Origin of the sequence: Providencia sp. PROV040, assembly GCF_032706145.1 — a bacterium.
GTDB lineage: Bacteria > Pseudomonadota > Gammaproteobacteria > Enterobacterales > Enterobacteriaceae > Providencia > Providencia hangzhouensis.
In genome coordinates this window covers 46,461-70,206 of the sequence record NZ_CP120532.1, presented here as the reverse complement: position 1 = coordinate 70,206, position 23,746 = coordinate 46,461, and the positions used below count along the sequence as shown (strand labels likewise).

Sequence of the window (23,746 nt, the reverse complement as noted above, 5' to 3'; positions counted from 1 at the left end):
AGTGCTCTCCTACAGGTCACTTGGTACATACAGGTCATCTTTGATGGCAGAAAAATCGACAGGAGACTGGTCCCCATAGGTTCGATTCACGCCACCAGCATCATCGACACTGACAAAAACCGTGCGGAGTAAACCGCTGGGCTTTGCAGGGTAAACGATGCTGACATGCTGACCTTTGTACTGTTCTGACAAAGTGCTTTGAAGCTCATCAACCGAACGGAATTTCCGGTCGCGGCCAAAGTCCTTAATCTTGATGTCGCCAGGGATTGGATTAGTCATCGTTACCCCCTGCCAGCAGTTTATCTACTGAATGGCCGAGTCCGTTACCAAACCATTTGTCCAGAGCGTCGATTTCCGGGAAGTCCGATTTCACCTGAGCAACAACACGTTCCATTTTGCTGAGAGCATCCTGGAACTCAAGGCCATTACCTGCGGCCACCTCAAGTTTGCACTTGATGTAAGCGGAGTAGGTATCACAGGCCTTAACCAGTGATTGTTCATAGCCACCGGGAGCGAAGGCTATGGCGACTGCATCCTGGAGTTCTTCGGGAAGAGTCTGGATGAGTTTGTCCTCTGCGGCCTTTTCCAGTCGTTCAAACTCACGCTGCAAAACAGCGTTTGCTTTCTTGACCGGTGTTACAACATCCGAACAGAGAACCTCGGCTGCATCATGCAACGAAGCATGAGCAAGCATGACTGCCAGATCCACCGACTTCCCTTGCTGAATGGCAATATTGCCAGCCAGGTAGGAAAGCAGGGTAACAACAGCGCTGTGTTCCAACACAGACTCCGGTTGAACAGAGTGCATCAGTGACCAGCGTTTGATCAGGCGTTGGCGCAAGGCCAGAGCTAGAAAGCCGAAATTTGAATTAGACATAGTGCCTCCAAAATTGGTTGGAGGTACACCAAAGCCGACCGGGCCTTGGTGTACCCGGTTGGGTTACTTAGTTATCTCGGGTCAAGCTGCTTAGCTATAGCGAGTAAAAACGGATGGAATGGATGATCTTGCGGGACACCCCCAACAAGCTCACGGGCTAAACCGACTGAGTTTGTAGCCAACACCTCTTTGACGGCCAGAATGATTTCATTGTCGATTTCATCCTGGGTCTTTCGTTGTTGGTCCACCAGCCGACTTAACTTGTCTAGGCTCATGCTTCTCTCCTTTGTTTGTGGGAGAGAACCCAGGAGGGGTTTCCTCCCGAGGGGTTAGGTTATTGCTGTTTTGGGCCAGCTACCGTTATAGCCAGCAAGCGCTGACAATGAACAAAGAGTATGACAGCCACCTAAAAGGGTAAAACGCTGTAATTGCCCTTTTGGGGTGCAAAAGAAAAAGCCCTCCCGAAGGAGGGCTTTTTATGCGGCCAAGGACAAGCCTTGCTGTCCTCTTTGCAACTCTGTGTCGTCGCGGCGATGTAAGCGTTGAACCGCCTTGATCATCGTTCTGACATGTCGCTCCAAAGAGGCTGGATGGCGTTTTGACAGTAGGTTGATCCAGTCGAGATAGATAGCAAGCGCGGAACCTTCGGTTAGGGCTGCCTGTATCGCCTCATACTGCCCTACGGCACTCTGGACCACATCATTCACCCACTGGGCGTCAGTATTGTCCAAGAGCTCGCAGAGGGCCGTATAAGCCTTCCTTCTGGTCGCGGCCATGTAACGACGAATGTTGGCGTTTCCGCTCCCCTCTCGCCCTTCCATGACGCTCATACAGAATGCGCTGGAGTAACAAAGCATCGCGTCAGTCACGTAGTTAAACCATCGCTCCTGATGCCGTTTCTGTTCTTCCATTGCTTCCTGGTCAAGTTGCTTCTCGATGAACAACCCCGTCGGAGTACGGTGGTGCAGATGGTACTTGAACGTTAAGTGCAAGTTGACCCACCAGCGTACCGTTGCCAGTCTTCCCTTGATTTTTCGCTTCACCAGATCTTTGTACTTAGCATCGCTAAGCACTTTGACATCCTTGCGCTGTTGGATTCCTTCCATCGTCTGTAGCCCTGTAAGGCCCATCTGGTGGTAGGTTTGACCTCTTTGCATCATACGGTGATACAAAGCGCCTTTTCCTTTCGCAAGCTGGATTGCTCCGAACCGAAGGTAGAACTGCGCTGCACTACCGGGCGTATAATGTCCCTTTAGTACAGACTCCCTTAGTCGCGGGTATTCGTTCCAGATGATGAACGCAGCGGAGTCGGGATCGACTTTCACTTCATCATCTTCTGCGAAGCAAACCACCCTTCTCTTTCCGTCTGCGGTATTGATCACTTGCGCTGCCAACGGGTCATCCCCGCCGTCAAAGTAAGCCATTTCCGCTAACGGATCGGCCAAGCCATCAGAAAGCGAACCATCGCCCCAGCGACCAACCTTCAACCACAATGGCTTCGGAATTGGTGACTGAGGAACGGTTTCACACTGCGGCTCGTCTTCCAGCAAGTCCAGATCACCCATCGACCAAACCCTGTGGTAAATCTCCAGGGCATGGAAAGGCTTATCATTGAAATGATGGAAGGCCCACATGAAGTCGATATGGACTAAAGCCTCTTCCGATATGATCCGGAATTGTGGCTCTGCCATTCGACGGTTCCAGTCGTTATCCTCTGCTTGACCAGTAGCCAGCTTGTATGCCAGCTCATCAGCTCTCTTTTGCTCCATGTAGTCCATGCTGCAACAGACATGAAGCAATCGTTCTAGGAAAACAGGACTGTAAACGTCCGGCTGTATTTTGATGTATCCGCCCTCGTAAATCGTTCGACCTACGGGATGGCGGTCTTCCCATGCGTACCGGCGTTTTGCCAAGTAGCGCTGGATGCGGTTCAGCCCCGACATATAGCCATGCCTTTCAGGGTCCGTGGCAAGCAACGTCTCCATTGACTTATCCAACCCAACAGCCTGGCAAGCCCAGCAACCGAAGCGAGCGCCACAGGCGTCACTGGCCTTCTTCTCTGTTGCCGACCACACGCACTCCCCTGTTGCCGCCTTGTAAAGCTCTGCCGTAGTGACATTGCTCTCCAAGTAACTTGGCAGAGGATATGCTGAGCCCATGCCAGCGGATAGTAAGAACTCCCAGACATCACTCGCCAACCAGTTTTTCACCACATACAGCTCACCCCCATCTTTCGTCTTAATGACGCGATCTGAGCTTCCTCGCTGTTTTGCAATGTTGGCCGCACGAATAGTGCTTTCAGCATCACGACTGCCCAGCAAAAGGCAGACTTTCTGTCGAACCTCTTTGGGAAGCTCTCGCATATAAGCTGCCTTCGCTCTTTTGGCAGAGGTGATTTTTAAATCCTGGCTACACTGGCGGGCCGTGGAGTTGGAAAACGTAGGCAACCCCCTCCCAGTAAGGATTCGGCCCGTCCAACTCTGCGAGATCCCAGGCTTTGCTAGAACGATGGTCAGAGGAAGGTTTTCCTTCGCAATGAAACGCTCCAGCTCGGCCAGTTTCTGATCCGCCAGCCACCTTACCTCTGGGCTTTCGATCAGTGTGTCAGTGTGCAAGATGAAGTGGTGCTGGCTGATGGTCGCCCCACTCCTTACAGCCCGGATCAGGGCCATCAGGAACAGGTGCAAGACCGTTTCAGAATCTTTACCACTGGAATAGCCGATCATCATGGTCCACCCATCAATTAAGGCCGTGTGAATGGACTCAACCGATGACGTGATCAACGATGACAGACTGGTTCCTCTACTGGCATCAACGAAGTTCAAATCCTCGTTATCAGTCAGTTCTGACCAAACAGAATCCCACTTATCCCCACGCAAAAGCACTGGGATGGGTTGTTCTGATAGATCAAAGTTTAATGTTTGTTGCATAGGGCCTCCTGGATTAGCAGGGTGCCCATCCCTTCCGGGAAAGCACCCCGGTAGGGTTAAAATTGAATCCTGGCTATCAGACCTGAATGAATCGCCACGGGTTTAACAGACACCTCAGAGTCATTTAAGATGGCTTAAAGAGAGGTGCCCATGAGCGGTAAGCGTTATCCCGAAGAGTTTAAAATTGAAGCAGTCAAACAGGTTGTTGATCGCGGTTATTCTGTTGCCAGCGTTGCAACACGTCTCGATATCACCACCCACAGCCTTTACGCCTGGATAAAGAAGTACGGTCCGGATTCTTCCACTAATAAAGAACAGTCAGATGCTCAGGCCGAGATCCGCCGTCTCCAGAAAGAGCTGAAGCGGGTTACCGACGAACGGGACATATTAAAAAAAGCCGCGGCGTACTTCGCAAAGCTGTCCGACTGAGGTACGCCTTTATCCGTGACAACACCTGTTGCTGGCCTGTTCGCCTGCTCTGTCGGGTGCTGGATGTTCATCCCAGTGGTTTTTACGCCTGGCTTCAGCAGCCGCATTCACAACGCCATCAGGCAGACCTAAGACTTACAGGACAGATTAAACAGTTCTGGCTGGAATCGGGATGCATCTATGGTTATCGCAAAATCCATCTGGATCTGCGGGACAGCGGGCAACAGTGCGGAGTGAACAGAGTCTGGCGACTGATGAAACGTGTCGGGATAAAGGCTCAGGTTGGATACCGGAGCCCGCGAGCACGTAAAGGCGAAGCCAGTATCGTGTCGCCCAACAGGCTCCAGCGACAGTTCAATCCGGATGCTCCGGATGAGCGTTGGGTAACGGACATAACCTACATCAGGACCCACGAAGGCTGGCTGTATCTTGCCGTGGTTGTTGATCTGTTCTCACGCAAAATTATCGGCTGGTCCATGCAATCCCGGATGACAAAGGACATTGTCCTGAACGCACTGCTGATGGCTGTATGGCGGCGTAATCCCCAAAAACAGGTGCTGGTTCATTCGGATCAGGGCAGTCAATACACAAGCCATGAGTGGCAGTCGTTCCTGAAATCACACGGCCTGGAGGGCAGCATGAGCCGTCGCGGTAACTGCCATGATAATGCGGTTGCAGAAAGCTTTTTCCAGTTGTTGAAACGCGAACGGATAAAGAAAAAGCTCTACGGAACGCGGGAAGAAGCCCGCAGCGATATTTTTGATTACATCGAAATGTTTTATAACAGTAAGCGTCGGCATGGTTCTAGCGATCAGATGTCACCGACAGAATATGAAAACCAGTATTATCAACGGCTCGGAAGTGTCTAGATTATCCGTGGCGATTCAGAACTAGCTGCTACTCGACATCTGGTTGTCTTCGTATTGCTGCTTGGCCTGTTTCACCAGATCAATGTCACCGTCTTGCAGCTTTTGAATATCAAGCTGTAGACGAGCCTTGTGTTTCAACAGTTCAGCGACCGCATTATCAATGTGATCAATGAGCGATTGGTTTTTTTGGATGGTGTAACTGTTGAGTTCATCGAGCAGGGGCCATGCAACACTCGAATGAGTGTTGAGCAATGGGTACTCTGCTTCGATCTCACAAACCACACCGTTTGCTCCTTCTCTGTAATGAGGGAACCCGACACGCAGACCGATACGACGATCCAGCGCTGCATTTACAGTACATTCCAAAGAAGTTCGGTTTGAAAAAACATCGTTGACGTTTTTAGACATGCTATATCTCCGTTCAGTTTATGACGGAGCCCCCCTAACAGGAGGTGCTCCCGTCAGGGTTGATAATTTGCTGTTTGTTTTTGGCAGCCAGCTACCGCACTTGAGCGCCTAAGGCACTTTCCGAAGCACCCTGGGAAACCGAGATGCTTGGGAAAGCGCGGGGTTTCCCCCTGCGCTGATTACCCTTTTTAAGGGGCCGGTACGCCGATTTCTCGGCGCACTCAGGTTGAAGCTACACAGTCAAGAACCAACGTTTCATAGGGACGGTGATGTCTATCATCCCGTTTCCACATGGATTCTGGCCCCAGAATCTGTAGGTCGTCTCATAGAAGTCAAACTCAGACAAGGACTGAATCTGCGCTTCTGAGATCGGCTCAAATGGTCCACCGCAACCGATGTGCATATTGAGCCCATAATCTCGAAGCTCTAGCTCTCCGAGATTTAGCGTCTTCCCGCCCACACAAGCAACCAAGTTCTGGTTTCTGACGTCGCCTTCTTTGAACAGCAAAGCTGACTCATCGTAGCTCCCATATTGGTTGGTAAACTTCACAATATGCCCGTGCTTAGGTGAGGTTTGTTCCGACAACTCTTTCAGTAATCGCTTTACGCTTTGAAATCTCGCGTACAGAGCTGGCGTAAACTGCCCAGAGTAGTTCAAGTTTGGGCAGATCATTTCAAGCATCTCATCAGGTACAGATTCAAGCCCCATTTGCGCGGCCAATGGCTTCGCCTTTTTCAGACCTTCCTCAAGCACTCTCTGATTTACAAGTTGTTCTAATGTGTTCATTTGACTCTCCACTTTCGAGAGAGCAATGCAAGCCGTCTCCGGACTTACATTGCCCGTTAACGGCTTTATTGGTTTATCCCAAGAGGTACGGAGCTACGCCAGTCAGGAAGCCCATGACTCCCAACACAGCGCCAACCACGCCCAATTTGATTGACAGTTGGACACTTTGATCCGGATGGTTCCAGAACCACTGCCAGACTTCCCAGCGCCTGGCTCTGCGAACCTCAAGATTTACAGTGTCTTTAAAACGAACACCCAGAGCATCTACCGCATCGTAATCCAGCGCGACCGCCAGCTTTGTGATGGATAAATTCCCAGGGTTGCCCATCGCATACCGGAGAACCTTTGCTTTGGTCTCTGGGTTTACGATCATAACCGGCTCCCTCCTGAAAAAACGGGTCTTGTCTTTTCGCTTGGAATCCATGTTGCGGTTATGGAACCTGGCAATGCAGTGTTGAAGGCCTGAATCCTCGGGAGGTAAAGGCACAACAGTTTCGATTTTCATGATTACTCTCCTTTCGGATAGGCCGGAGCAAAGGCCTTTCGGCATTGCCCCGGTGAGTTACTAATGAACCAAAGATGAAGTGACCATGATTGCGTCTCCGGACATCATTACCGGGAGATATTCGCAAGGCTCATGGCCGCAGCTCTTTTTAGTTCCGTTAGGTGAATAGACAGCCAATTGACCATCCATAATGTTGAAGGGCATCCCCTGTTTTTTCGCTGCCGGTGACAGCTTGAGAGTGCCCTTTGCGTCAACCAATGCCGTTGCCCAATGGAAGTCTTCACCACCGATCACCGGCTGTGATTCATCCACGACTTCGACCATGATTGGCATCATTCCAACCCAGCTCCACAGGCTGTTCCCTAATGCGAGGGCTAAAGCCTCGAACGCGGGAAAGACTACCGATTGCCCGAGAATCTGGTGGGCAATAGTGTCCGACAGACCTTGGATGAGTTCCTCTGGTATCCCTTTCACTCGACAATGTTCTGTCGGTGTAAAGATGCGAGACAACTCCGGCTGTTCTGGATGAACAATGAAAGGTTCGGTACTTCTGCATTTTGCATAGTCCTTACCTATGGTGCCGCAAAACTCATCGTCGCCAGTCAGAAGCTGGCGAGAGAACCCCTTGCCAGCAGCTTTGTCTCTCAACTCCTTCTCAGCCAGATAGTCAAATGACTTCCAACGTTCAGAATCGAGCGGAACTGGCTCCAGGATGTCCTGTATGCGACTTTCCTTGGTGCGAACAGGCTGAACCTTCTCAAGTTCAAACCCGTCGATCCCGTGGGAAAGCGCAACAACACAAAGACGCTTGCGGCGCTCAATAACCCCAAACTCATTGCCGTCGAGAATGCGCTCTTGTAGGGAGTAACCCAACGAAGAGAGCACCGAACGAATCACTTCCATCGAAGCGGTGTTCTGGTACTCAGGCACGTTCTCAATCAGCACAACGGCTGGGTTTAGCGCTTCTACGAATTGCAGGAAGTTGAAGAACATTGAACCGCCCCGGGTTTCCTGGAGAGTGTTTTATCTGTGAACTCAGGCTGCCAGATCATCGTTTCCGATGGAAGCATAATAAGCTTTTTCTGCTTCTGCCGGTGGGATATGGCCCAGCCTTTCCAGCAATCGTCGATTGTTATACCAGTCCACCCACGTGAGTGTGGCCAGCTCCACTTCTGTCCGGTTTTTCCAGCTCTTACGGTGTATTACCTCCGCTTTGTAAAGGCCATTGATGCTCTCCGCCATCGCGTTGTCATACGAGTCACCAGTACTTCCTGTTGATGCCAGTAATCCGGCTTCCTTAAGCCGCTGTGTGTAGGCCAGCGATACATACTGAGAACCTTTATCACTGTGATGGACTGTGCCGGACGGTTGACGGGCCCATAACGCCTGCTCCAGAGCATCCAGCACGAATGTCGTTTCCATAGACGATGAGACCCGCCACCCCACGATGTATCCGGCAAACACATCAATGATGAACGCCACATAGACGAAGCCCCGCCATGTGCTGACGTAAGTAAAATCAGCCACCCACAGCTGGTCAGGTCGTTCTGCCACGAACTGACGGTTTACGCGGTCGCCTGCGGCAACGGCTTTCCGGCTGATGGTCGTACGGACCTTTTTACCCCGGAGAACACCGGCAAGTCCCATAACCGCCATGAGACGTGCCACAGTGCATCTGGCCACTCTGATACCTTCCCGTAACAACTGACGCCAGACTTTACGCACACCGTACACCTGATGATTTTCATCGTATACGCGCTGTATCTCTTTCTTCAGCCAGTCATCGCGCTGCGCACGGGCACTGCGTTTATCCGGATGATGTCGCTGTTGCTGACAGTGGTAATACGTTGACGGGGCAATATGCAGTTCGCTGCATAGCGGTCCGACCCCGTACTGCTCACGCAGCTTATCCAGCAGTGGCATCATTTTTTCCAGAGGCGGTCGAACTCCGCCTTCGCAAAATAAGCGGAAGCCTGGCGAAGGATATCGTTACTGCGGCGCAGTTCACGATTTTCACGTTCCAGCTCTTTCAGACGCTGACGTTCAGCGGTGGTGAGCCCGCCATCACCGCCTCCGGTATCCCGCTCATGCTGGCGTACCCAGACACGCAGAGTCTCCGGTGTACAGCCAATCTTTGGGGCAATGGAACAAATTGCCGCCCACTGTGAGTCATATTCGCCCTGACTTTCCAGAACCATACGAATCGCCCTCTGACGGACTTCGGGGGAAAAACGAGTATTTTTAGTCATCCTGTTTACCTCTTTCTCAGGGAGTTTAGTCTCCAGGATTCCCGGGGCGGTTCACATGGCACCTGCCGCCTCATGCGATTCGGCAAACTCCAACTTGTTCTTACTGCGACCTGACTTTGACGCGCCGGTACACGGTATGCCCCCCATCAAAACATCCACCTGTGGTGGGCGTTTGCTGAGATTCACAGCCTGGATTGGCGATTCGATAACAATAGAATCTTCGTTCCAAAGCTCCGGGTTATTTGCCAAAGACGAATCGAGATATTTCCCTTCCATCTCCACGGCCACAGATATGGCACTGGCAATTCCCGCCTTGTGAAAACCGGCGTGAATCGCTTTATCAAGCACACCACCCCCATGAAAGAGGCTGCATACCGAAAGCGATTCTCCATTCTCCAGCTTACTGATAAGCCGGTTGACGCGCTCGATCACTCGCTCTTGTTGATGGTGAGCAGAGATCACAATTGCGCCGTTACGGATGAACACGCGGAGCATCTCTACACCGTCAAAAACGGTAGCAAGCTCCTGCACGGTCAGATCGATGATTGGAGACACCCGGCCATTGCGCTCGCGCTTACTGATGGTGAACTTACCCTCCTCTTTGACGCGAAGCACAACCTGGGAATCTTTCAGCTCCAGATCATACTTCATGCCAGGATAGTAACCTTCACGCAGTAGCTTTTGGCCTTCCAGCCAGACGCGCTTCTTGCCTCGATGTTCTCCTAACTTGGTGTTTACGATAGTAGCCATGAGCTCTCTCCTTTCGGTTGAGAGGCCACTACCGTCCCAATCGGGAAGTAATGGCCCCGATGGGTTTAAAGTGGTTCTCAGTTCACAGCGATGCCGTGAGACTGAATGGCATTAGCAAAGCCAGCCATTTGTTCAGGGAAGGTGTAGCGGTTGATGTCCTGGCTGCGAGCCAGATTGACATGCACCTTCTTCACCTTCGTTTCGTCAGAGTCGTACTTTTCAAGCGCCAGCTTCTCAGCTTCTTCCGGATCTCGGCCCAGCGAGTAGGCGTAAATCACAGAGGTGAAGCCAAGTCCTGAGCCGAATGCGTAGACTTGTTTCTCGAAATGGACGTCAGCGAAATAGATGCTGAATCCGGATTTGAGGTTATGTTTTTCCATGATGCACTCCAAATAGTTTGGGGGCGCACCACGTCCCGAACCGGGCGGATGCACCCGGTTTAGGGTTAGTAGATTGCTCAAGCTGTTACGCCAGCCTGAGCCTTTATTGCTTCAAGCACGATCTCTGCTTCCTTGATAGAACCAGTGCTGTACAGCTTATGCAGCACCCGGCCAAGGTTCACAGAGATCTTTTCTTTCACTTGGAGATACTTGACATAGAAGTCATACAGTTTCTCCGCCTGCTCAAGGTGGGACATGCTCTCAACGGGAATGGTATTCCCTGGATTGCAGTACCACTTTCCGAGCACCTTTTGTACAAATCCCTCTTTGTCTCCTACGAACTGATTTGTGCCAAACACCCCACTGGTTGGTGAGCGTTGAATAACAGAAATCGGATTCGCAAAGCTGGCAAGAGTAGTCATAGTTGTGGCTCCATGTTTGTCAGGGAACCACCAGCCCGAGGGGCAGTGATCCCCCAAGGGTTATGTAGAATGCTGTTTGTTTGGGGAGGCCAGCTACCTCACTATTCACTCTCGACAGAGAGCAAAATCTTGCTTTCCGAGGGGCACAAACTTTCACATGTGAAAGTCGATGCCACTGGGAAAGCAGGGGGTTAACCCCCCGCTTTAACCCGCGCTAAGCGGTTTAGGATAGACTTCACGCCTTCCCTTACTCCAGATGGATCGTAACCTGCTTCATCGCAGCAGACCACAAATGAGAATGGATGTACCTCATCGGACATCACCCAAGCCATCGTTTCCTGCTTGATTTCACTTCCAGCTCGACCATCAGCAAGGACTCTAAGGCTATGCCATAAAAGCCCATCACGTAACTGCCTTACCTCATCATCAGTCCATTCAGGCTTTGGCTCAAATGGAATGACTTCTGCGGTCTTCGGCTCTTCATCCAGGAAGAAAAGCGGCAGCTCAAGCTGGTTTTCCTTCTGGATCATCTTCACTGCATTCATGGTGACTCCTTTTACGGGCACCATGCCCCCACAGGGGCATGAAGCCCCCAGTGGGGTTACAGTCATAGTTACTTCACGCCTGCCAGTTGAGAATTGATGTTCTCTTCCAGCCAGCCTTGAAGCGATTCAAGGTCACGTTTGTCTTCCGTATTGCTGGCTTTACGTGCATCTTCCGACACAGCGCTCAACATGGCGTTAGCCTCAGCAAGTGATTCAACATTGTTCCCAGGGAACACAATCGTTTGACTGTGATCTTTCATGGTCTTCTCCTTTGAGAATGGAGGACCGTCTCCCATCAGGAAGAGCGGCCCCGTGGGTTAAAAGTAAAAATCCTCCAGCTCTTCATGGTCAGGCTTTCGCTCAACTGGTCGAAGCAACTCAGCTTCATCAGCGAACTCAAGCTCAGGATGAAAAGCAGGATGAAATCCTCGATGCCAGACTGGACGGTCATTATCGAGGTCTAAGTAGCAGTGCCTCCCACTGGCTGGGTGATAGCAGTAAAGCCACTGTCTACCACTAACGGTAAACGGCTTCTCTGCACCTCCACATGCCGGTACAAGGTTATCTGCTGCTATATGCGCTACAGCATCCATAGGATCAGTCCTCATCTTCGTCATCACGAACACAAAGATCACGAGCAACTATTTCCGCAGCTATCAACGCATAATCGTTGCCCTGCCAGAACCACCGCTCCGCCAGCTCATAGGCTTCGCTGGAAGGTTCGCCATAACCATGAGCCACCACGTAATCGTGGAACACTTCATGATCAAATGCCTTGCCATCAGCTTCCATGAACCAACCGACAGGGCACTCCAGAATGCGATGCCTTACGACATCTCGCTCTGAATACCCCTCTCTGACGGCTTGCTCCAACATTTCCCGCGACATACCAGGAGGAGTGATGATCTCTATGCTGATCCCGTCACTTCCTGCAAGATTGTCCTCGTATGGAAGACCGGCAAGTGTAAGGTGATTGCGCTTGCACCAGCCGATGGTCCGAAGTATCCGACTTTTGTCAGACTCCCTGGCCGTGTATCGGTTAAGCTGCATAGCCACCTCCAGCACACTCCCCATCTTCGATTTCACTTCCGAGCTCGACCATTCCAATCAGGTCAAGCTGGGTCATGTCCGAATCCAGAGAGCAGTCAATTGCTGACTGAATGATGCCTTTGTGGGCCAAGCCTAAAACGGACTTAATAGTCGAAAGCAGAGACTCGGCTTCGCTCTCGATTTGCTCCAGAATGTCTTTCCATTCCCAGTGCTCAAACGGTTGCCAAACGACCAGATCCTCAGGCTCGTCTCCCCGTTCGACACACTCAGACAAATACTCATAAGCCTTGCACCAATTCTCTTGTTGGCCCAGTTCACTGAGCACTAGAGCGGTAGCATGACCGTATGCGATTTGTTCAACTTTGGTATTGATAGACATAGTGTTTCTCCTCGTAATGGATAGAGGAGCCCCACCCGCAGGAAAGGCTCCTCCGGATGGGTTAAATTTCCAAGGTCACATCGGTTTTTGCTTTAGCGCAGCAAACCAACACTTCCCCTTCTTTGACAAATGCGATGGGCGTCTCGTCATAGGCCACTTGACCTTCGAGTAGACGAACCCGGCACATGCCACAAAAGCCACTGCGACAATGCGTTTCAACAGTGAGGCCTTTGCTTTCGATTTGCGCCAACAGCACATTGTTGCTGGCTTGAAGTTGTACGTTCATGGTCACGCTCCTTTGTTGTTGATGAGCGCGACCAATCCCCTCCGGGATGTCACGCCCCGGTTGGGCTACTCAGCAAGTGCATAGACACCTACCTCGATGCGAATAAAGAACCTGGCATCTTGAAGAACTTGCCTGACCTTTGCTTGCCAGTGGTTGTTCTCTCGATGCTTTGCGTAGGGTTCAATCTCTTTGTAAATCTGCTCCAGCTTCAACGTTTTCCCCTGTAGGGTTCGGCGTATTGCAGCTTTCCACGTAGTCGAAACCATATTGGTTGCTCGACGGTGTACGGCAGCAAGAAGACAGAGCGATGAGGCAACGTCGTTACGACGAAACACCAACAGCTTTTCATGGGCGATACGCACCAGCTTCCCGGAATACTGAGTTCGGTCACTCACACAGTTGTGCTGTGTTTTGATGATCTCATCCACCAGCTTCCCAGGTGCGATACGTTCCACAAGGCTGGACAGGTTGAAATAATCCCCATCGCGCCTCAGGTTTCCCATGAGGATTCCGTAATGCCCTCCTCGCTCACAGGCGTCATGAATATTCATAACGGCCAGCTCAAGGGCTTCAACGAACTCAGGCAAATTCATGCGGCTCATATCCCATTTGTTGGGCTCGCCCCACTGCTTACCTGAATACTGGATCATGTCCCAGTAAGGAGGGTGCCACCAGATCAGGTGTGCAGGCTCTCCGAGGAACGAAAGGAAGTCATCCCGCAACAGGTTGAACCCCTGATGCAAGTCTGTCCCTTTGAAACGGACACCAAGTTCATTGGCAACGTCGATGCTAGAGCCACCCCCAACACTTGGGTCTGCCACCAGCCCGTTCGGCTTTCTCATGTAAGACTCAATGAAGTCTTTAACGATAAAGCCCGAGCAGTTGCCTCGGTACTTGTTGTTTCCGTAAGGCCCCCTGTTTTCGTAGGAGCATACTGATGATTTGAACATGGCGTCCTCCATCATAGATGGGGCGCACCATGCTCCCATCAGGGGCCGGTTCGCCCCTGGTTAGGGATTAAGATCAAGCGTTATCTGCATACCACCAGCTAAGGCGATTGCAATCACGAAAGAAGGTTGCTTCATCAGGAGCCTTCATCATGACCACATCACCTTCGCAGTAGGTGCATAGCTCAAGCGTTGCTTCATTTTTCCAAAAGGCACTGCACCCCGATTCTTGATACACAACCTCCCATTTGGGATGTCGCAAGTACCGATGGAAGAAATCGAGAGTGTCACCATAAGGGAAGTTGAAGCGCTCCATCACTGAACCATTTTCTGTCAGTTCAGGTTTAACCTTGCCGGTTTTCAAGCGCTTCTTGATGATGCGCTGAACCCAACGAAGTCGTGCAAACAGCCGATTGGTGTCTTTCTCGTACCACTGGGGATTACGCTTGCTCCAGTAGAGCTTGGCGAAGATTTCCCCGGACAAATCCTTCATCTGGTTTTCGTTGAGCTCATCAAGAAAACGTCGAGAAGGTTTGTCGTAGTCAAGAACTGCTTCCAAAGCTGATAGGTTTTTCATAGGGACTCCTTATTGCGATTGCGGAGCCCCGTCCCCTCAGGGCTATCGGAGCCCCATAGGGTTAATTAGGGTTAATGGTTGAACGGCGATTTATCGAGGGTTGGTGAATCGAATGGCTTTACCAACGAAATCGGCCATCAGTCGATTCCCAGTAGAGCTGAAATAGCTCTGCCACTCTTTCCAACCACCAACGGATTCCACCGAGCTTGGAGACTCGAAGATACCCCAGATACGCATTTCACAACCTCGTTGCAACACTCGGTTTACCTGGTCAACCAAGTATTCCTTGTTCTGCAATGAAGAGAGGTTGCAAGGCATCTGCATGATCAGCTTTTCAGCTTGCTCGAAGTCGATTTTTTCAATCAACCCCGTGCGGGTATCCACAGAGAATGGAACCACCTGTTGACCGTGGTTAGACCACAACCAATGGGTGATATAGATCGGATTAACGCCAACTTCCGCTGGCACCAATACGCTGCCGCAAGACCGCAACAGCCAGACCAGACGTAAACCATCGAATCGATCCAGAGACTCCACATCGGTAGTGATGTCATCCTGGTAGATTTCAGGCAGCTTATGTTCGGCGGCGAGAGAGATCATTACGGATTTGAGATTGTTCAGATGAGACATGTGTGCTCCTTAAAGTAACTTGGGCACACAGAGCCTGTCAGGCGCAGTGCGCCCTTAGGCTGAGGTTGAATGCTGTTTGTTTTTGGCGACCAGCTATCGCACGTTTCGCCCTCAGAGAGGACAAAATTCACTTTCTCAGCAACCCTCAATGAAGGCCTCTGAGAAAGTGGGAGGGTATTCCCTCCTCACTTTGATTGTTCCACGAGAGCTGTGTGAACAGGAACGCTCAAACTGCCCTTTTCGGGTGCAAAGCTCAAAGACGCATCAACTGCCCCGTCTTTTCAGTTCTTCGACCAGATGTTCAGGCACCTTACTCGCAGTACAGGCCAGCAATACATCGAGGCCTACCGGCTTGTGAAAGCGCTTATTTGACCAGGAATCGCCAACTGATGACTTTGCCCAGTCGATTGCTTGCCCAAGACTGTGGAACTGCCGCCTGCCTGTGTATCCCATACGACTATCCAAAGTAACACCCTGGAACAGTCTCCAGTACATCGGAGGAATGCGCTTAGCAAGCAGTAAAAAAGGCGTCTCCGGCACTGTAGCCCTTCTACCTTTGTTCCGATGATACAAATCCAAAGATGAATGGAATTGGTTCATAGACTCTCCAAATAAAAACGGCCACCCCCGAAGGGATAGCCGTTTGTCGTTTCACTTCCTGTTAAGCTGCAAAAGCAGTCAATGACCGCTCCATCAACTTAAACAGTGTGCGTTGCAGAGCTGCCGCATCATCAATGACAATGTTCTTTTGGAACAGTCCTGACACTGCGGTAGTCTCTACCCCTATGCCGATCACCTCAACATCGCTTCGTTCACAGAGGTCAATCACTGAGCGACATGCCGGGGCGCTTTGAGGCTGCCCGTCAGTCACTACGATCAACATTTTTCGCTCTTCACGGGTCTTGGTGAGTTCAAAAGCTGCATACCACATAGCTTCCGCCATAGGCGTACCGCCAGTTGCTTTGAACCCAAACCGACCGGCCCGATTCTGAACCGTATCTCCATGCTTCACGACACTGAACACTGGCTGGTTCCGGTTGCCACCAAAAAAGGTGACTGCCGGGTTTACGCCGGGTATTGCTTCCAGAGCCATCGAAATAGCCAAGGACGCTTCCCGCGCAATGTCTTGACGCTCCTTTCCATTGGCGGCCTTGTAGGCCATCGAGGAGCTCATATCAACCAGGATGTGAACCGCCGTATTAGGGCGTTTCTTGGCTTCCGGCTTGAGGAATACGCGGGTATCACCCGTCACTACACGATGTAGTTTCCGAGCATCCACACGCTTCCCTGATCGTTGGTTACGGTGAGCAACTCGCTGGCTGGCCTGGACCAATCCGTAGAGCTGCGTTCTTATCTTTGAAGTGGTGCTCTTCACATCCCCTACCAGGCTTTTGCCAACAGCAGGGTTGTCCTGGGTGTTCACAGCAGAGCGAACAGTCATATAGCTACTGTCCCCCTTATCTTGAGCCACCCGGTTGAGCTCGGCTTTAAGTGCATCATGCGCGTCACCACGCAAATCACCGGCACCGGCATTCAGAACCTGCTGGAGCATTTTGGCCGCGTCTTGTTTCGCCGCGTCAGAATTGCCACCAGCCTGGCTTTGTCCTGCCTTGCTGCCACCATCAGTATCCGACTTGCCTTGGTCGCCCTGTCCTTTCGGATCAGATTTCCCGTTAGCATCGTCTTGCTTCTGGTCTTTACCTTGCTGATCACCACTATTGGCATCAGGCCCTTGGTTTTGATCGTTACCACTTCCGCCCTGACTGTTCTGAGGTTGGTTGCCACCAGCATTCTGCTGGTTGTTACCATCCTGACCATTCAGGGGCTTTTGCTCTTCTTTCTCCTTTTCCTCCTCGATCATCTTGATGATTTGGTCGGCCAAGGATGTCACCTCTGCGGTTGACTTAGTGTTCACAGCCTTACGCAGTAAAGCGTTCAGCCGAACAACAACACCCTGAGGGAACACGCGCTCGAATACGGGGGTAGCCGAATCGAGATAGGGTTGAAGGACGGATTGCCCTACAGCCTTGGTTTGCAACCAGTACAAACAAAACCCTGTCAGAATGGAGGCAGGGGCCTCTTTGTCTGTGACGTGCTCGTAATGACCAGCTTGAGCCATATAGCGAGCAACCTCATTCAGGGTCTGCGACGTACCGGGGAAGAGTTCCATCATGGCCCGTTCTATGCGGCAGTCCTCCAAAACGTTGGACAACTCAGCATGAAGACCTCTGCGGCGCTCAACACCAAAGTCCGTAAACCGGACATGGGCTGCTTCATGGGCCAAATACCCCCAGACAGCATCCATGTGAGGATAGTCGTCGGGGATATTCGGAACCACGATGGTCTTACCATCGGTGTATGCGTCATCGTTACCGATGGCGACTTTGACACCGAGTTTTTCACCATAGGCTGCGGCCACGATTGGTAGAGCGCTGTAAATGGTGCGTTTTTTGGACATATCTTTTCTCCTGGTAGGGAAGGAGATAGTCCACCCCTGGAGGGAATGGCTATCCCCTCCGGGTCGGTTTAGTTGAAGTGACTATTAGAAGAAATAGTCGCCATCGTCGTCAGTTTTAGGCAGCTCCTGGTTGAGAGGCTCCTCTGTCGGCTCCTCTTGGACAGGCTCTTGCTCTACCGGAGTTTCCTCAGGCAAAACCGGCTCATCCTCAACATCAACGCGCTCTTCTCGAACCACATCACCGGCATTGGATTCATCTTCCGATTCACCCTCGCCTCGTTCTGCAAAACTCTTGAAGAAGTTGTCGATGTCTTCATCCAGGTCAACAGCGTTACCACCGCTGTTAGTCTGTTCTGATTGAACAGATTCAGTACCACCTACCTGTTGCTGCTTGGTTTCGCCACCCTCTGTTGCAGGGATAAGCTCACCGGCTTTATCGCTTTTCTGTTCGGCCTTTTCATCTTTAGAACGGTCCCCCATCTGGGCTCCCGAACCGCCAATGTCATTAGCCATGCCCTCTACAGTAATCGAGCCATTGGCATACTGCTCGATGCGGTCCCTCTCGCTCATGATCAGCACTGCGGCCACGACCTGATAAAAGAAAGGCGCAACGATGTTTCGGCCATCGGCATGTTGCTCGTATCCCCGGAGGGTTTGGTCGAGCAGCTTGACCAGAGGGTTAAAAGCGCTGTTCAGGAAGCTAAGCCCATCCACCTTGTCGCGGATGTTACGGAGTGTCTGCCGAGTAGTGACCGCACATTGGTCTCGACCGGCCAAACGTTCCATATAGAACTTATTCGCTTCCTGAACCACTTCGGAGATGAGATCGTCACCCAAGCGCTCAACCTTGCGGTTAAGGCGTTTGGCGTTGGCCTCATCTTCGTTCACAGGCTGGATCATGAACACCTGGTACTCAAAGCCAATCCGCTCCTCGACCGTTTCCTTTGGAAGGGCTCCGGCACGGATAGCTCGTTCATACTCAGGGTTCTCCTGACACCATTCATCCACGGCTTTGTTGTAACCTTTGATGAAATCCTGTTTCAGTTGGTTAAACTGAAAGTTTATGTCATTCAGCTTGTTACAGATTTCATCGGTCTTGCTGACGGGTACGGCAAATCCGTTCATGAACGGCATACCGAATTTCAGCAGGAGGCGACGAGTTTCTGTTTTCAGGCGATGAAAGCCTTTCAGCTTAGCCGGATCACAGATCTTCTTACTTCCCAGTTGAGCTACTTTCTCAGGTGGAATTTCACCACCCTCGCCCAGCTTGAGATCAGATGCAGACAAACGGGTTTGTCCACTCCAGATGTCAAAGTCTACGTGGATAACACAGAGGCTTTGTAGATGGTTCACTTTAGTCATGATGCACTCCAAAAAGTTGGGGGCGCACCACGTCCCGAACCGGGCGGATGCGCCCGGTTGGGCTAGTAAATTAACGTTAATTTGCTGTTTGTTTTTGGCGACCAGCTATCGCACTTTTCGCTCTCCGAAGAGAACAAAATCTTGCTTTCCGTTGGAGACTCCCAGAATCCCCAAGGGAAAGCGGGGGAAAATCCCCCACTCACCAGTAGAACGTCTCTACTTCTTCCGGCAAATCATCAAGAGGAGCAAGCACGTCCTCATCAACAATGTACCGTGGCTTCACAGAGCCAGTAACCGTTACACGGCACCGCTCTGATGACTTCTCTCTGTACTGGTCAACATCCTCAGGCTTCACGCCTGACGCCTTATCAGCCAACAGCTTTTTGTAGTCTACCCGGCCAGCCGCTTTGTATCTCGTTACCATCACACCGCAGTAGTCGGCATGGAAGTATTCCCCCATGAGGGACTTCATGGTGTCGAGATGAGGCTTTTGCCTTTCTTGAAGCTCAGACAGTCGCTGTTTCAGCTCCTGAATCTCAGCATCATAGAGGCGGTATTCCTCAGCAGCAGCAATCCAACGGTTGACCTCTTCACCTTGCGGTATGTACAGGTCTCTCTCTGGATCTTTGTCGGGCTCCTTCTTGTCTACTACCTGTTGCCAGAACTTTTTAGCCTCGGCCAAGATTTCTTGAATCATGGCTTCGTCTCGGAGTATTGGAAACTCCTGAATCTGACCTTCAAAGTAGAAGACTAACCAGCCTTGCTTGGCCCCCGTTACCAGGAGCTGGTGTTGCACCTGCGGGTAATAAAGCTGGTATGCCTTGCTGTTTGCTTTCTCAGCACAAACATCTTCCCAGACAGTCGCACTCGGGCTTTTCAGCTCGACGGGCTCCCCGTTATCTCTCAGGCCATCCAGGGAGGCCCTCATGAGCGGGTATTGAACCGATTCGACACAGGCGGGGAGCAGCATGTCATCATACTTCTCCTCGAAAGCGCGTCTTGCAGCATCTTCGTTTTCTATCCCCCGGCGAACCAGCGGATTAAGACTCAGATCGACTTCACGCGCATACCCAGTCTTCTCGGCCCACAGTCTCCATCGTGTTTTGTACGGAGACCGATTGAGCAGGATAGCGGCGTCAGTGGCTGTTACACCTTGACGCCGCCAATCAAGCCAATCTTCCTCTCGTTGCGATAGGTTGACTATTTTCATGGACCTCTCTCCAATGGTTAGGAGGGAGATCTCCCCCAGCGGGGGAGTCCCCCCCGTTGGGGTTAGTAGTAACTGCCTTCCGCGCCCTCCTCTTCTGTAACAGGGATCATGTCCTCGTCACTCAAAGGCGGCATTTCTTCGGCACCAGGTTCAGCATTTGCAGAACCACCAGCGGCGGACTCTTGCTCGTGCGCTTCCTGGTAGTCAGGTTTCGGAGGCTCCATTTGATCCATCTCCTTGTCACGAAGGAATTGAGTCGCATATTGCAGTTCCGAACCTTCATACCGTCCCTTCACATACTCATGCGCCGCAGACCATGCGTTTTCAGCAATGGCGCGATTTGCGAGTTTGGTTAGGATCGGGTCAAGCTCTTTGTGCTCAATAGCCAAAGGCTCTTGGCTTTGAACTTGAGATGGTGAAGGGAGATTGGCAATAGCCGGGTTAATGGCCGATGCCTGCTCCATTTCACGGATGCGTTCAGCTTCATCCTGGTCATAAATACCAGAGAAACCAAATGCGACACGAGAACACTGGATCAGCGACTTGTGCCGGAGTTGACGCTTGGTGTGCGTTTGCCAGGGGCCATCAACAGTGTAAGCACCATTGCGACCTTGACCCTGAAACGGTTCACGGTACACCTCATCAATGAACTCCTTGATGCGGATAGGGCGAGATCTGTCCTTACGGTAAATCACGCATTCAATCCACTCAGGGCAGTCAACTTTCGCCCCCTGCATTCTGACCATCTTGTCCGAATACACGAACTCGACGCCATCATACTGGGGATGCTCGTTGATGATGCGGCTCCAACCATCAACACCTACTACCGGAATGATCCCATTTTGCTTGTCAGGAAACGCATAGATTTCCCGAGTGAAAGGGTTCAAACCGTACTGTTCAGCCACGATCAGGAGCGTCATCATCTGCTCATCGGTCGGGGCACTTCCATCTCGCTGCTTGAATGCGGTCGCCTTCAAAGTTTCATAGAACTTTCGGGTGTCCACGCCAAACCGGCTTGCGATACGGGTTACAAGAGATTTGTTATCAGACATGGTGTTTCTCCAATTCACGAATGAACGGTTTGAGGACACCATGACCCCCTCGGGGCATGAGTGCCCCCGTGGGGTTTAGTAAGAGTTGGCGGTGTTACCCGCCAGCCAAGTGGTGCAGCCGCATGAACGGGATGTCATCATCCCAGCCATCAGGAGCGGGACCATAGCCTCCGCCCATACCACCTTGCGGTGCTGATTGCTGCACAGGAGCAGATTGCGTACCGGCTCCTGTACGTTGCCCTTTTTGGGGCGCTGCACGTTGAGAGTTGTCCTGAGGTGCATTTCCACGACCACCAAGCATCTGCATTTCAACGCAGTGTACTTCGGTGGTGTAGCGCTCGATTTGTTGGCTGTCAGTCCACTTCCGGGTGCGGTTGCTCCCTTCGAGATAGACTTGGGAGCCCTTTTTCAGGTACTCACCAGCGACTTCTGCCAAACGACCTTTAAGCACAATACGGTGCCACTCAGTATGCTCTCTTTGCTCGCCAGACTGCTTATCGCGCCACGTATCCGTTGTTGCAACGTTGAAGTTGGCAACGGCAGTTCCGCTTGGCATGTAGCGAATTTCCGGGTCAGAACCGAGATTACCGACCAGAATTACTTTGTTGACGCCTTTAGACATCATGACCTCCAAGTTATTTGGAGAGGGCCAACGCCCCTTTCGGGGAGCAAGCCCCCGTAAGGGTTAAAAAAAGTGATCCTCTTGTTCGGCGTCGATCTCTGCCAGGCGAATCAGCTCAGATACAAGGCCAAGCCTTTCTGCATCTGCTCTTACTTCGTCGTAGCTGAAACCAAACCGTTCAATGAGGGGTTTTAGTGAATCAAAACGCTCGTAGTCGAAGGTATCACCCTGTTCATCACAGAATGCCACCAGCGGCTTCTCTACGTTTGAAAAGTCATCCGCGAAACGCTGTTGCAGGTAAACCAACATCAGCAGGGGTTTGTGACCATGTTCCGGGCGGAGTTCACCAGCGCCTTCCAGCGTAGCTGGATGGATAGTGTTTTCGCCTAGTCCAGTGCTAACCCCAAGCTCATAACCGCTGTCAGTACGCATCAGCACACTGGGTAGCAAGTCATTTGAGCCTTCGCTCCGAGCAACCTCAAAGCCGATTAAACCGGCTCCTTTGGCAAAAACCCCAGCAACAAAACCTTTGAAGAGGTTTATGTCACCTGGAGGTAACTCAGAGGGCGGAGATAACAGCCAGTTGAGAGATCCCAAGCTGGCTGTTTGTCCGGCTGAAACATTCCCCCCTTCCAGCACCGTCTGTGTCTCTGCGTTTACCAGCACCTCATCCAGAAAGGTGTACCCCTGGCTGAGAAACTGTGACACATACTGGCTTTCTTTGTCCTTGTAGGACATTGGGATCGTGTCTGGGCCGTTAGCTTCAAAAGGTCCTTCGAGCTTTGTCTCAGACCAATTTTCAGCTTTCCCATCAGTGACGGTTCGGCGTAGCTCGACCATCGTGAATTGGCCTGGCTCCGAGGAGCTGGGCTCCCGGAGCAACTTGTAGCCAATGAAGACTTCTATTGTGGTTTCGTCATTGCCCCACTCTTTAGCAGTGTAACGACGGCACAAACAGTCATTTTTCTTCATGCGTCACCCCTTAGCGCCATTGGTCCCCGAACACATCCTTCGCAACACGCAGGATGGCTTCACGCTCCTCTTTGGCCGCACGGATAAGCAGAGCTTGATCCAGGGCGTATTCAAGAGCATTTGGGGCACCACGGAACGCTAGAGACAGTTTCGCCCAACGCACCAACGTCCGAGTGGACATGGTGACGCTGATCTGACCATCTTCACCGTTTTCGCCAAGAAACAGTTTGCGGACCTGATTAGCAATCCGAACCATTCCCTTCCGCACATTTTCCGGAAGTTTCGGAGTAACACGGCCAAGAATGCTGAGTTCAGCTTCCTCATCCGCATACCCTACTTTGGTGAAACGATAGCGATCCATAGCTGCGAGGTTCTGCATCATCACCCCCTGGTACAAACCAGAAGCATCACCGGACCCCGTAGAGTTACCAGTAACGACCACACGAAACATCGGGTGCGGCTTGATGATTTCCCCGCCATTCTGAGCGATCACAAGGGGACGCCCTTCAAGGACATCGTTGAGACCAGCCAGCTCGGCAGGGTCGGCCAAATCCACCTCGTTGATGAGGAGCAGATGACCTTCACGCATAGCGACTGCCAGAGGTCCATACATGAACTTCATGACAGGTGGTTGACCAGGCTTTTCCGCGACCAGAGCGTGATGTCCAATCAGATCTGTCAGCTCCATCCGCCCGTGGGCAGTGATTTGCTGAACAGGCCAGTTGAGACGACCAGCGATCTCGGTGATACCTGAGGTTTTGCCAGACCCGGTAGGGCCGGTTACGAACAATGCGTCACCGCCAGGCTCTTTGAGATAGGCCAAGACCTCTCGCAGAAACTCTTTGCGGAAAACGTAGTTGGTATCAGTGGCAGGGATGAAAGGGTTTGAACCGTCAGCGTAGCCGATGGCCGTTACCTTCTCCGGAATGCTGGGCATACCGAAAACCTTGCTTACTGAGAATTGAGAGTATTGAGACATAGGTGCGCTCCTATTGTGACAGGCGCACCACGTCCCGAACCGGGCGGATGCGCCCGGTTGGGCTAGTAAAT

Annotated in this window: 31 protein-coding genes and 1 other annotated feature; of the genes, 2 read left to right on the top strand and 29 right to left on the bottom strand. The window is 51.7% G+C overall.

Annotated elements, in window-relative coordinates; translation table 11 throughout:
* Positions 1-9: 9 nt before the first annotated feature.
* From P3L40_RS24425 to P3L40_RS24410, 4 genes are all read right to left on the bottom strand, one after another.
* Positions 10-279: a hypothetical protein gene (locus P3L40_RS24425; protein ID WP_000184110.1), complete on the bottom strand. Its 270-nt coding sequence runs from the start codon at positions 277-279 to the stop codon at positions 10-12.
* Positions 272-877 carry a 5'-deoxynucleotidase gene (gene yfbR, locus P3L40_RS24420; RefSeq protein ID WP_000071870.1) on the bottom strand — a complete coding sequence of 202 codons (606 nt, stop codon included), beginning with the start codon at positions 875-877 and terminating at the stop codon, positions 272-274. Before yfbR ends, P3L40_RS24425 begins: the two co-directional genes overlap by 8 nt.
* A 71-nt stretch (positions 878-948) precedes the next feature.
* Entirely contained in the window at positions 949-1,152 is a 204-nt protein-coding gene (locus P3L40_RS24415; RefSeq protein WP_000050848.1) for a hypothetical protein, read from the bottom strand.
* Positions 1,153-1,353: 201 nt separating this feature from the next.
* The gene (locus P3L40_RS24410) at positions 1,354-3,807 is read right to left on the bottom strand and encodes a phosphoadenosine phosphosulfate reductase (RefSeq protein WP_001187970.1); all 2,454 of its coding nucleotides are present in this window, start codon (positions 3,805-3,807) and stop codon (positions 1,354-1,356) included.
* 150 nt (positions 3,808-3,957) lie between these two features.
* On the opposite strand from P3L40_RS24410, the gene P3L40_RS24405 reads away from it, so the two are divergent.
* Positions 3,958-5,105 (top strand): IS3 family transposase gene (locus P3L40_RS24405; RefSeq protein WP_096043117.1). Its coding sequence is split into 2 segments (ribosomal slippage): positions 3,958-4,195 and positions 4,195-5,105, totalling 1,149 coding nucleotides; the frame shifts between segments, so codons are not numbered across the junction.
* Between the two features lie 21 nt (positions 5,106-5,126).
* On the opposite strand, the gene P3L40_RS24400 is transcribed toward P3L40_RS24405, so the two are convergent.
* The 8 genes from P3L40_RS24400 to P3L40_RS24365 form a co-directional block, all read right to left on the bottom strand.
* Complete coding sequence (locus tag P3L40_RS24400; RefSeq protein WP_000042274.1) at positions 5,127-5,513, bottom strand: hypothetical protein; 387 nt, start codon at positions 5,511-5,513, stop codon at positions 5,127-5,129.
* A 232-nt stretch (positions 5,514-5,745) separates the two neighbouring features.
* Positions 5,746-6,300 (bottom strand): hypothetical protein, encoded by a 555-nt coding sequence (locus P3L40_RS24395; RefSeq protein WP_001093868.1) that lies wholly within the window; start codon positions 6,298-6,300, stop codon positions 5,746-5,748.
* A gap of 73 nt (positions 6,301-6,373) precedes the next feature.
* On the bottom strand, positions 6,374-6,805 hold the full coding sequence (locus tag P3L40_RS24390; protein WP_000687894.1) for a hypothetical protein: 432 nt from the start codon (positions 6,803-6,805) through the stop codon (positions 6,374-6,376).
* Positions 6,806-6,865: 60 nt separating this feature from the next.
* Positions 6,866-7,798, bottom strand: a complete 933-nt coding sequence (locus tag P3L40_RS24385) for a DNA cytosine methyltransferase (RefSeq protein WP_232527257.1) — start codon at positions 7,796-7,798, stop codon at positions 6,866-6,868.
* A 42-nt stretch (positions 7,799-7,840) separates the two neighbouring features.
* Positions 7,841-9,054 (bottom strand): IS3 family transposase gene (locus P3L40_RS24380; RefSeq protein ID WP_169782987.1). Its coding sequence is split into 2 segments (ribosomal slippage): positions 7,841-8,766 and positions 8,766-9,054, totalling 1,215 coding nucleotides; the frame shifts between segments, so codons are not numbered across the junction.
* Positions 8,657-8,773: a sequence feature (AL1L pseudoknot), on the bottom strand. (Overlaps the previous gene by 117 nt.)
* A gap of 51 nt (positions 9,055-9,105) precedes the next feature.
* A complete protein-coding gene (locus P3L40_RS24375) occupies positions 9,106-9,804 on the bottom strand; it encodes a DNA cytosine methyltransferase (protein WP_232527258.1) in 699 nt (232 codons plus the stop codon).
* Positions 9,805-9,881: 77 nt separating this feature from the next.
* Positions 9,882-10,184 carry a hypothetical protein gene (locus P3L40_RS24370; protein ID WP_000410925.1) on the bottom strand — a complete coding sequence of 101 codons (303 nt, stop codon included), beginning with the start codon at positions 10,182-10,184 and terminating at the stop codon, positions 9,882-9,884.
* A gap of 77 nt (positions 10,185-10,261) precedes the next feature.
* Positions 10,262-10,606 carry a hypothetical protein gene (locus P3L40_RS24365; protein WP_000209093.1) on the bottom strand — a complete coding sequence of 115 codons (345 nt, stop codon included), beginning with the start codon at positions 10,604-10,606 and terminating at the stop codon, positions 10,262-10,264.
* Between the two features lie 12 nt (positions 10,607-10,618).
* On the opposite strand from P3L40_RS24365, the gene P3L40_RS24360 reads away from it, so the two are divergent.
* Positions 10,619-10,801 carry a hypothetical protein gene (locus P3L40_RS24360; protein WP_000498033.1) on the top strand — a complete coding sequence of 61 codons (183 nt, stop codon included), beginning with the start codon at positions 10,619-10,621 and terminating at the stop codon, positions 10,799-10,801.
* On the opposite strand, the gene P3L40_RS24355 is transcribed toward P3L40_RS24360, so the two are convergent.
* The 17 genes from P3L40_RS24355 to P3L40_RS24275 form a co-directional block, all read right to left on the bottom strand.
* Complete coding sequence (locus P3L40_RS24355; protein WP_000994741.1) at positions 10,798-11,151, bottom strand: hypothetical protein; 354 nt, start codon at positions 11,149-11,151, stop codon at positions 10,798-10,800. The genes P3L40_RS24360 and P3L40_RS24355 overlap by 4 nt on opposite strands.
* A 68-nt stretch (positions 11,152-11,219) precedes the next feature.
* The gene (locus P3L40_RS24350; protein ID WP_000651508.1) at positions 11,220-11,411 is read right to left on the bottom strand and encodes a hypothetical protein; all 192 of its coding nucleotides are present in this window, start codon (positions 11,409-11,411) and stop codon (positions 11,220-11,222) included.
* 57 nt (positions 11,412-11,468) lie between these two features.
* Complete coding sequence (locus P3L40_RS24345; protein ID WP_000340223.1) at positions 11,469-11,744, bottom strand: hypothetical protein; 276 nt, start codon at positions 11,742-11,744, stop codon at positions 11,469-11,471.
* Positions 11,745-11,748: 4 nt separating this feature from the next.
* Positions 11,749-12,201 carry a hypothetical protein gene (locus P3L40_RS24340; RefSeq protein WP_001176699.1) on the bottom strand — a complete coding sequence of 151 codons (453 nt, stop codon included), beginning with the start codon at positions 12,199-12,201 and terminating at the stop codon, positions 11,749-11,751.
* Entirely contained in the window at positions 12,191-12,580 is a 390-nt protein-coding gene (locus P3L40_RS24335; RefSeq protein ID WP_000026577.1) for a hypothetical protein, read from the bottom strand. Before P3L40_RS24335 ends, P3L40_RS24340 begins: the two co-directional genes overlap by 11 nt.
* Before the next feature lie 61 nt (positions 12,581-12,641).
* Complete coding sequence (yfaE, locus tag P3L40_RS24330; protein WP_001102700.1) at positions 12,642-12,866, bottom strand: class I ribonucleotide reductase maintenance protein YfaE; 225 nt, start codon at positions 12,864-12,866, stop codon at positions 12,642-12,644.
* Between the two features lie 65 nt (positions 12,867-12,931).
* Positions 12,932-13,816 carry a hypothetical protein gene (locus tag P3L40_RS24325; RefSeq protein WP_000477209.1) on the bottom strand — a complete coding sequence of 295 codons (885 nt, stop codon included), beginning with the start codon at positions 13,814-13,816 and terminating at the stop codon, positions 12,932-12,934.
* A 73-nt stretch (positions 13,817-13,889) separates the two neighbouring features.
* Positions 13,890-14,390: a hypothetical protein gene (locus tag P3L40_RS24320; protein WP_000793769.1), complete on the bottom strand. Its 501-nt coding sequence runs from the start codon at positions 14,388-14,390 to the stop codon at positions 13,890-13,892.
* Between the two features lie 90 nt (positions 14,391-14,480).
* Positions 14,481-15,020: a hypothetical protein gene (locus P3L40_RS24315; RefSeq protein ID WP_000018872.1), complete on the bottom strand. Its 540-nt coding sequence runs from the start codon at positions 15,018-15,020 to the stop codon at positions 14,481-14,483.
* Positions 15,021-15,284: 264 nt separating this feature from the next.
* The gene (locus P3L40_RS24310) at positions 15,285-15,620 is read right to left on the bottom strand and encodes a hypothetical protein (RefSeq protein ID WP_001071288.1); all 336 of its coding nucleotides are present in this window, start codon (positions 15,618-15,620) and stop codon (positions 15,285-15,287) included.
* A gap of 61 nt (positions 15,621-15,681) precedes the next feature.
* On the bottom strand, positions 15,682-17,478 hold the full coding sequence (locus P3L40_RS24305; protein WP_096043118.1) for a VWA domain-containing protein: 1,797 nt from the start codon (positions 17,476-17,478) through the stop codon (positions 15,682-15,684).
* A gap of 84 nt (positions 17,479-17,562) precedes the next feature.
* The gene (locus P3L40_RS24300; RefSeq protein WP_000170086.1) at positions 17,563-18,840 is read right to left on the bottom strand and encodes a DUF3150 domain-containing protein; all 1,278 of its coding nucleotides are present in this window, start codon (positions 18,838-18,840) and stop codon (positions 17,563-17,565) included.
* Between the two features lie 199 nt (positions 18,841-19,039).
* The gene (locus tag P3L40_RS24295) at positions 19,040-20,050 is read right to left on the bottom strand and encodes a YqaJ viral recombinase family protein (RefSeq protein WP_000706865.1); all 1,011 of its coding nucleotides are present in this window, start codon (positions 20,048-20,050) and stop codon (positions 19,040-19,042) included.
* 62 nt (positions 20,051-20,112) lie between these two features.
* The gene (gene bet, locus P3L40_RS24290; RefSeq protein ID WP_001282585.1) at positions 20,113-21,102 is read right to left on the bottom strand and encodes a phage recombination protein Bet; all 990 of its coding nucleotides are present in this window, start codon (positions 21,100-21,102) and stop codon (positions 20,113-20,115) included.
* Between the two features lie 94 nt (positions 21,103-21,196).
* On the bottom strand, positions 21,197-21,727 hold the full coding sequence (ssb, locus tag P3L40_RS24285; protein ID WP_000987165.1) for a single-stranded DNA-binding protein: 531 nt from the start codon (positions 21,725-21,727) through the stop codon (positions 21,197-21,199).
* Positions 21,728-21,787: 60 nt separating this feature from the next.
* Positions 21,788-22,696, bottom strand: a complete 909-nt coding sequence (locus tag P3L40_RS24280) for a hypothetical protein (RefSeq protein WP_000739139.1) — start codon at positions 22,694-22,696, stop codon at positions 21,788-21,790.
* A gap of 10 nt (positions 22,697-22,706) precedes the next feature.
* Positions 22,707-23,675 (bottom strand): AAA family ATPase, encoded by a 969-nt coding sequence (locus P3L40_RS24275; RefSeq protein ID WP_000085162.1) that lies wholly within the window; start codon positions 23,673-23,675, stop codon positions 22,707-22,709.
* Positions 23,676-23,746: the final 71 nt, after the last annotated feature.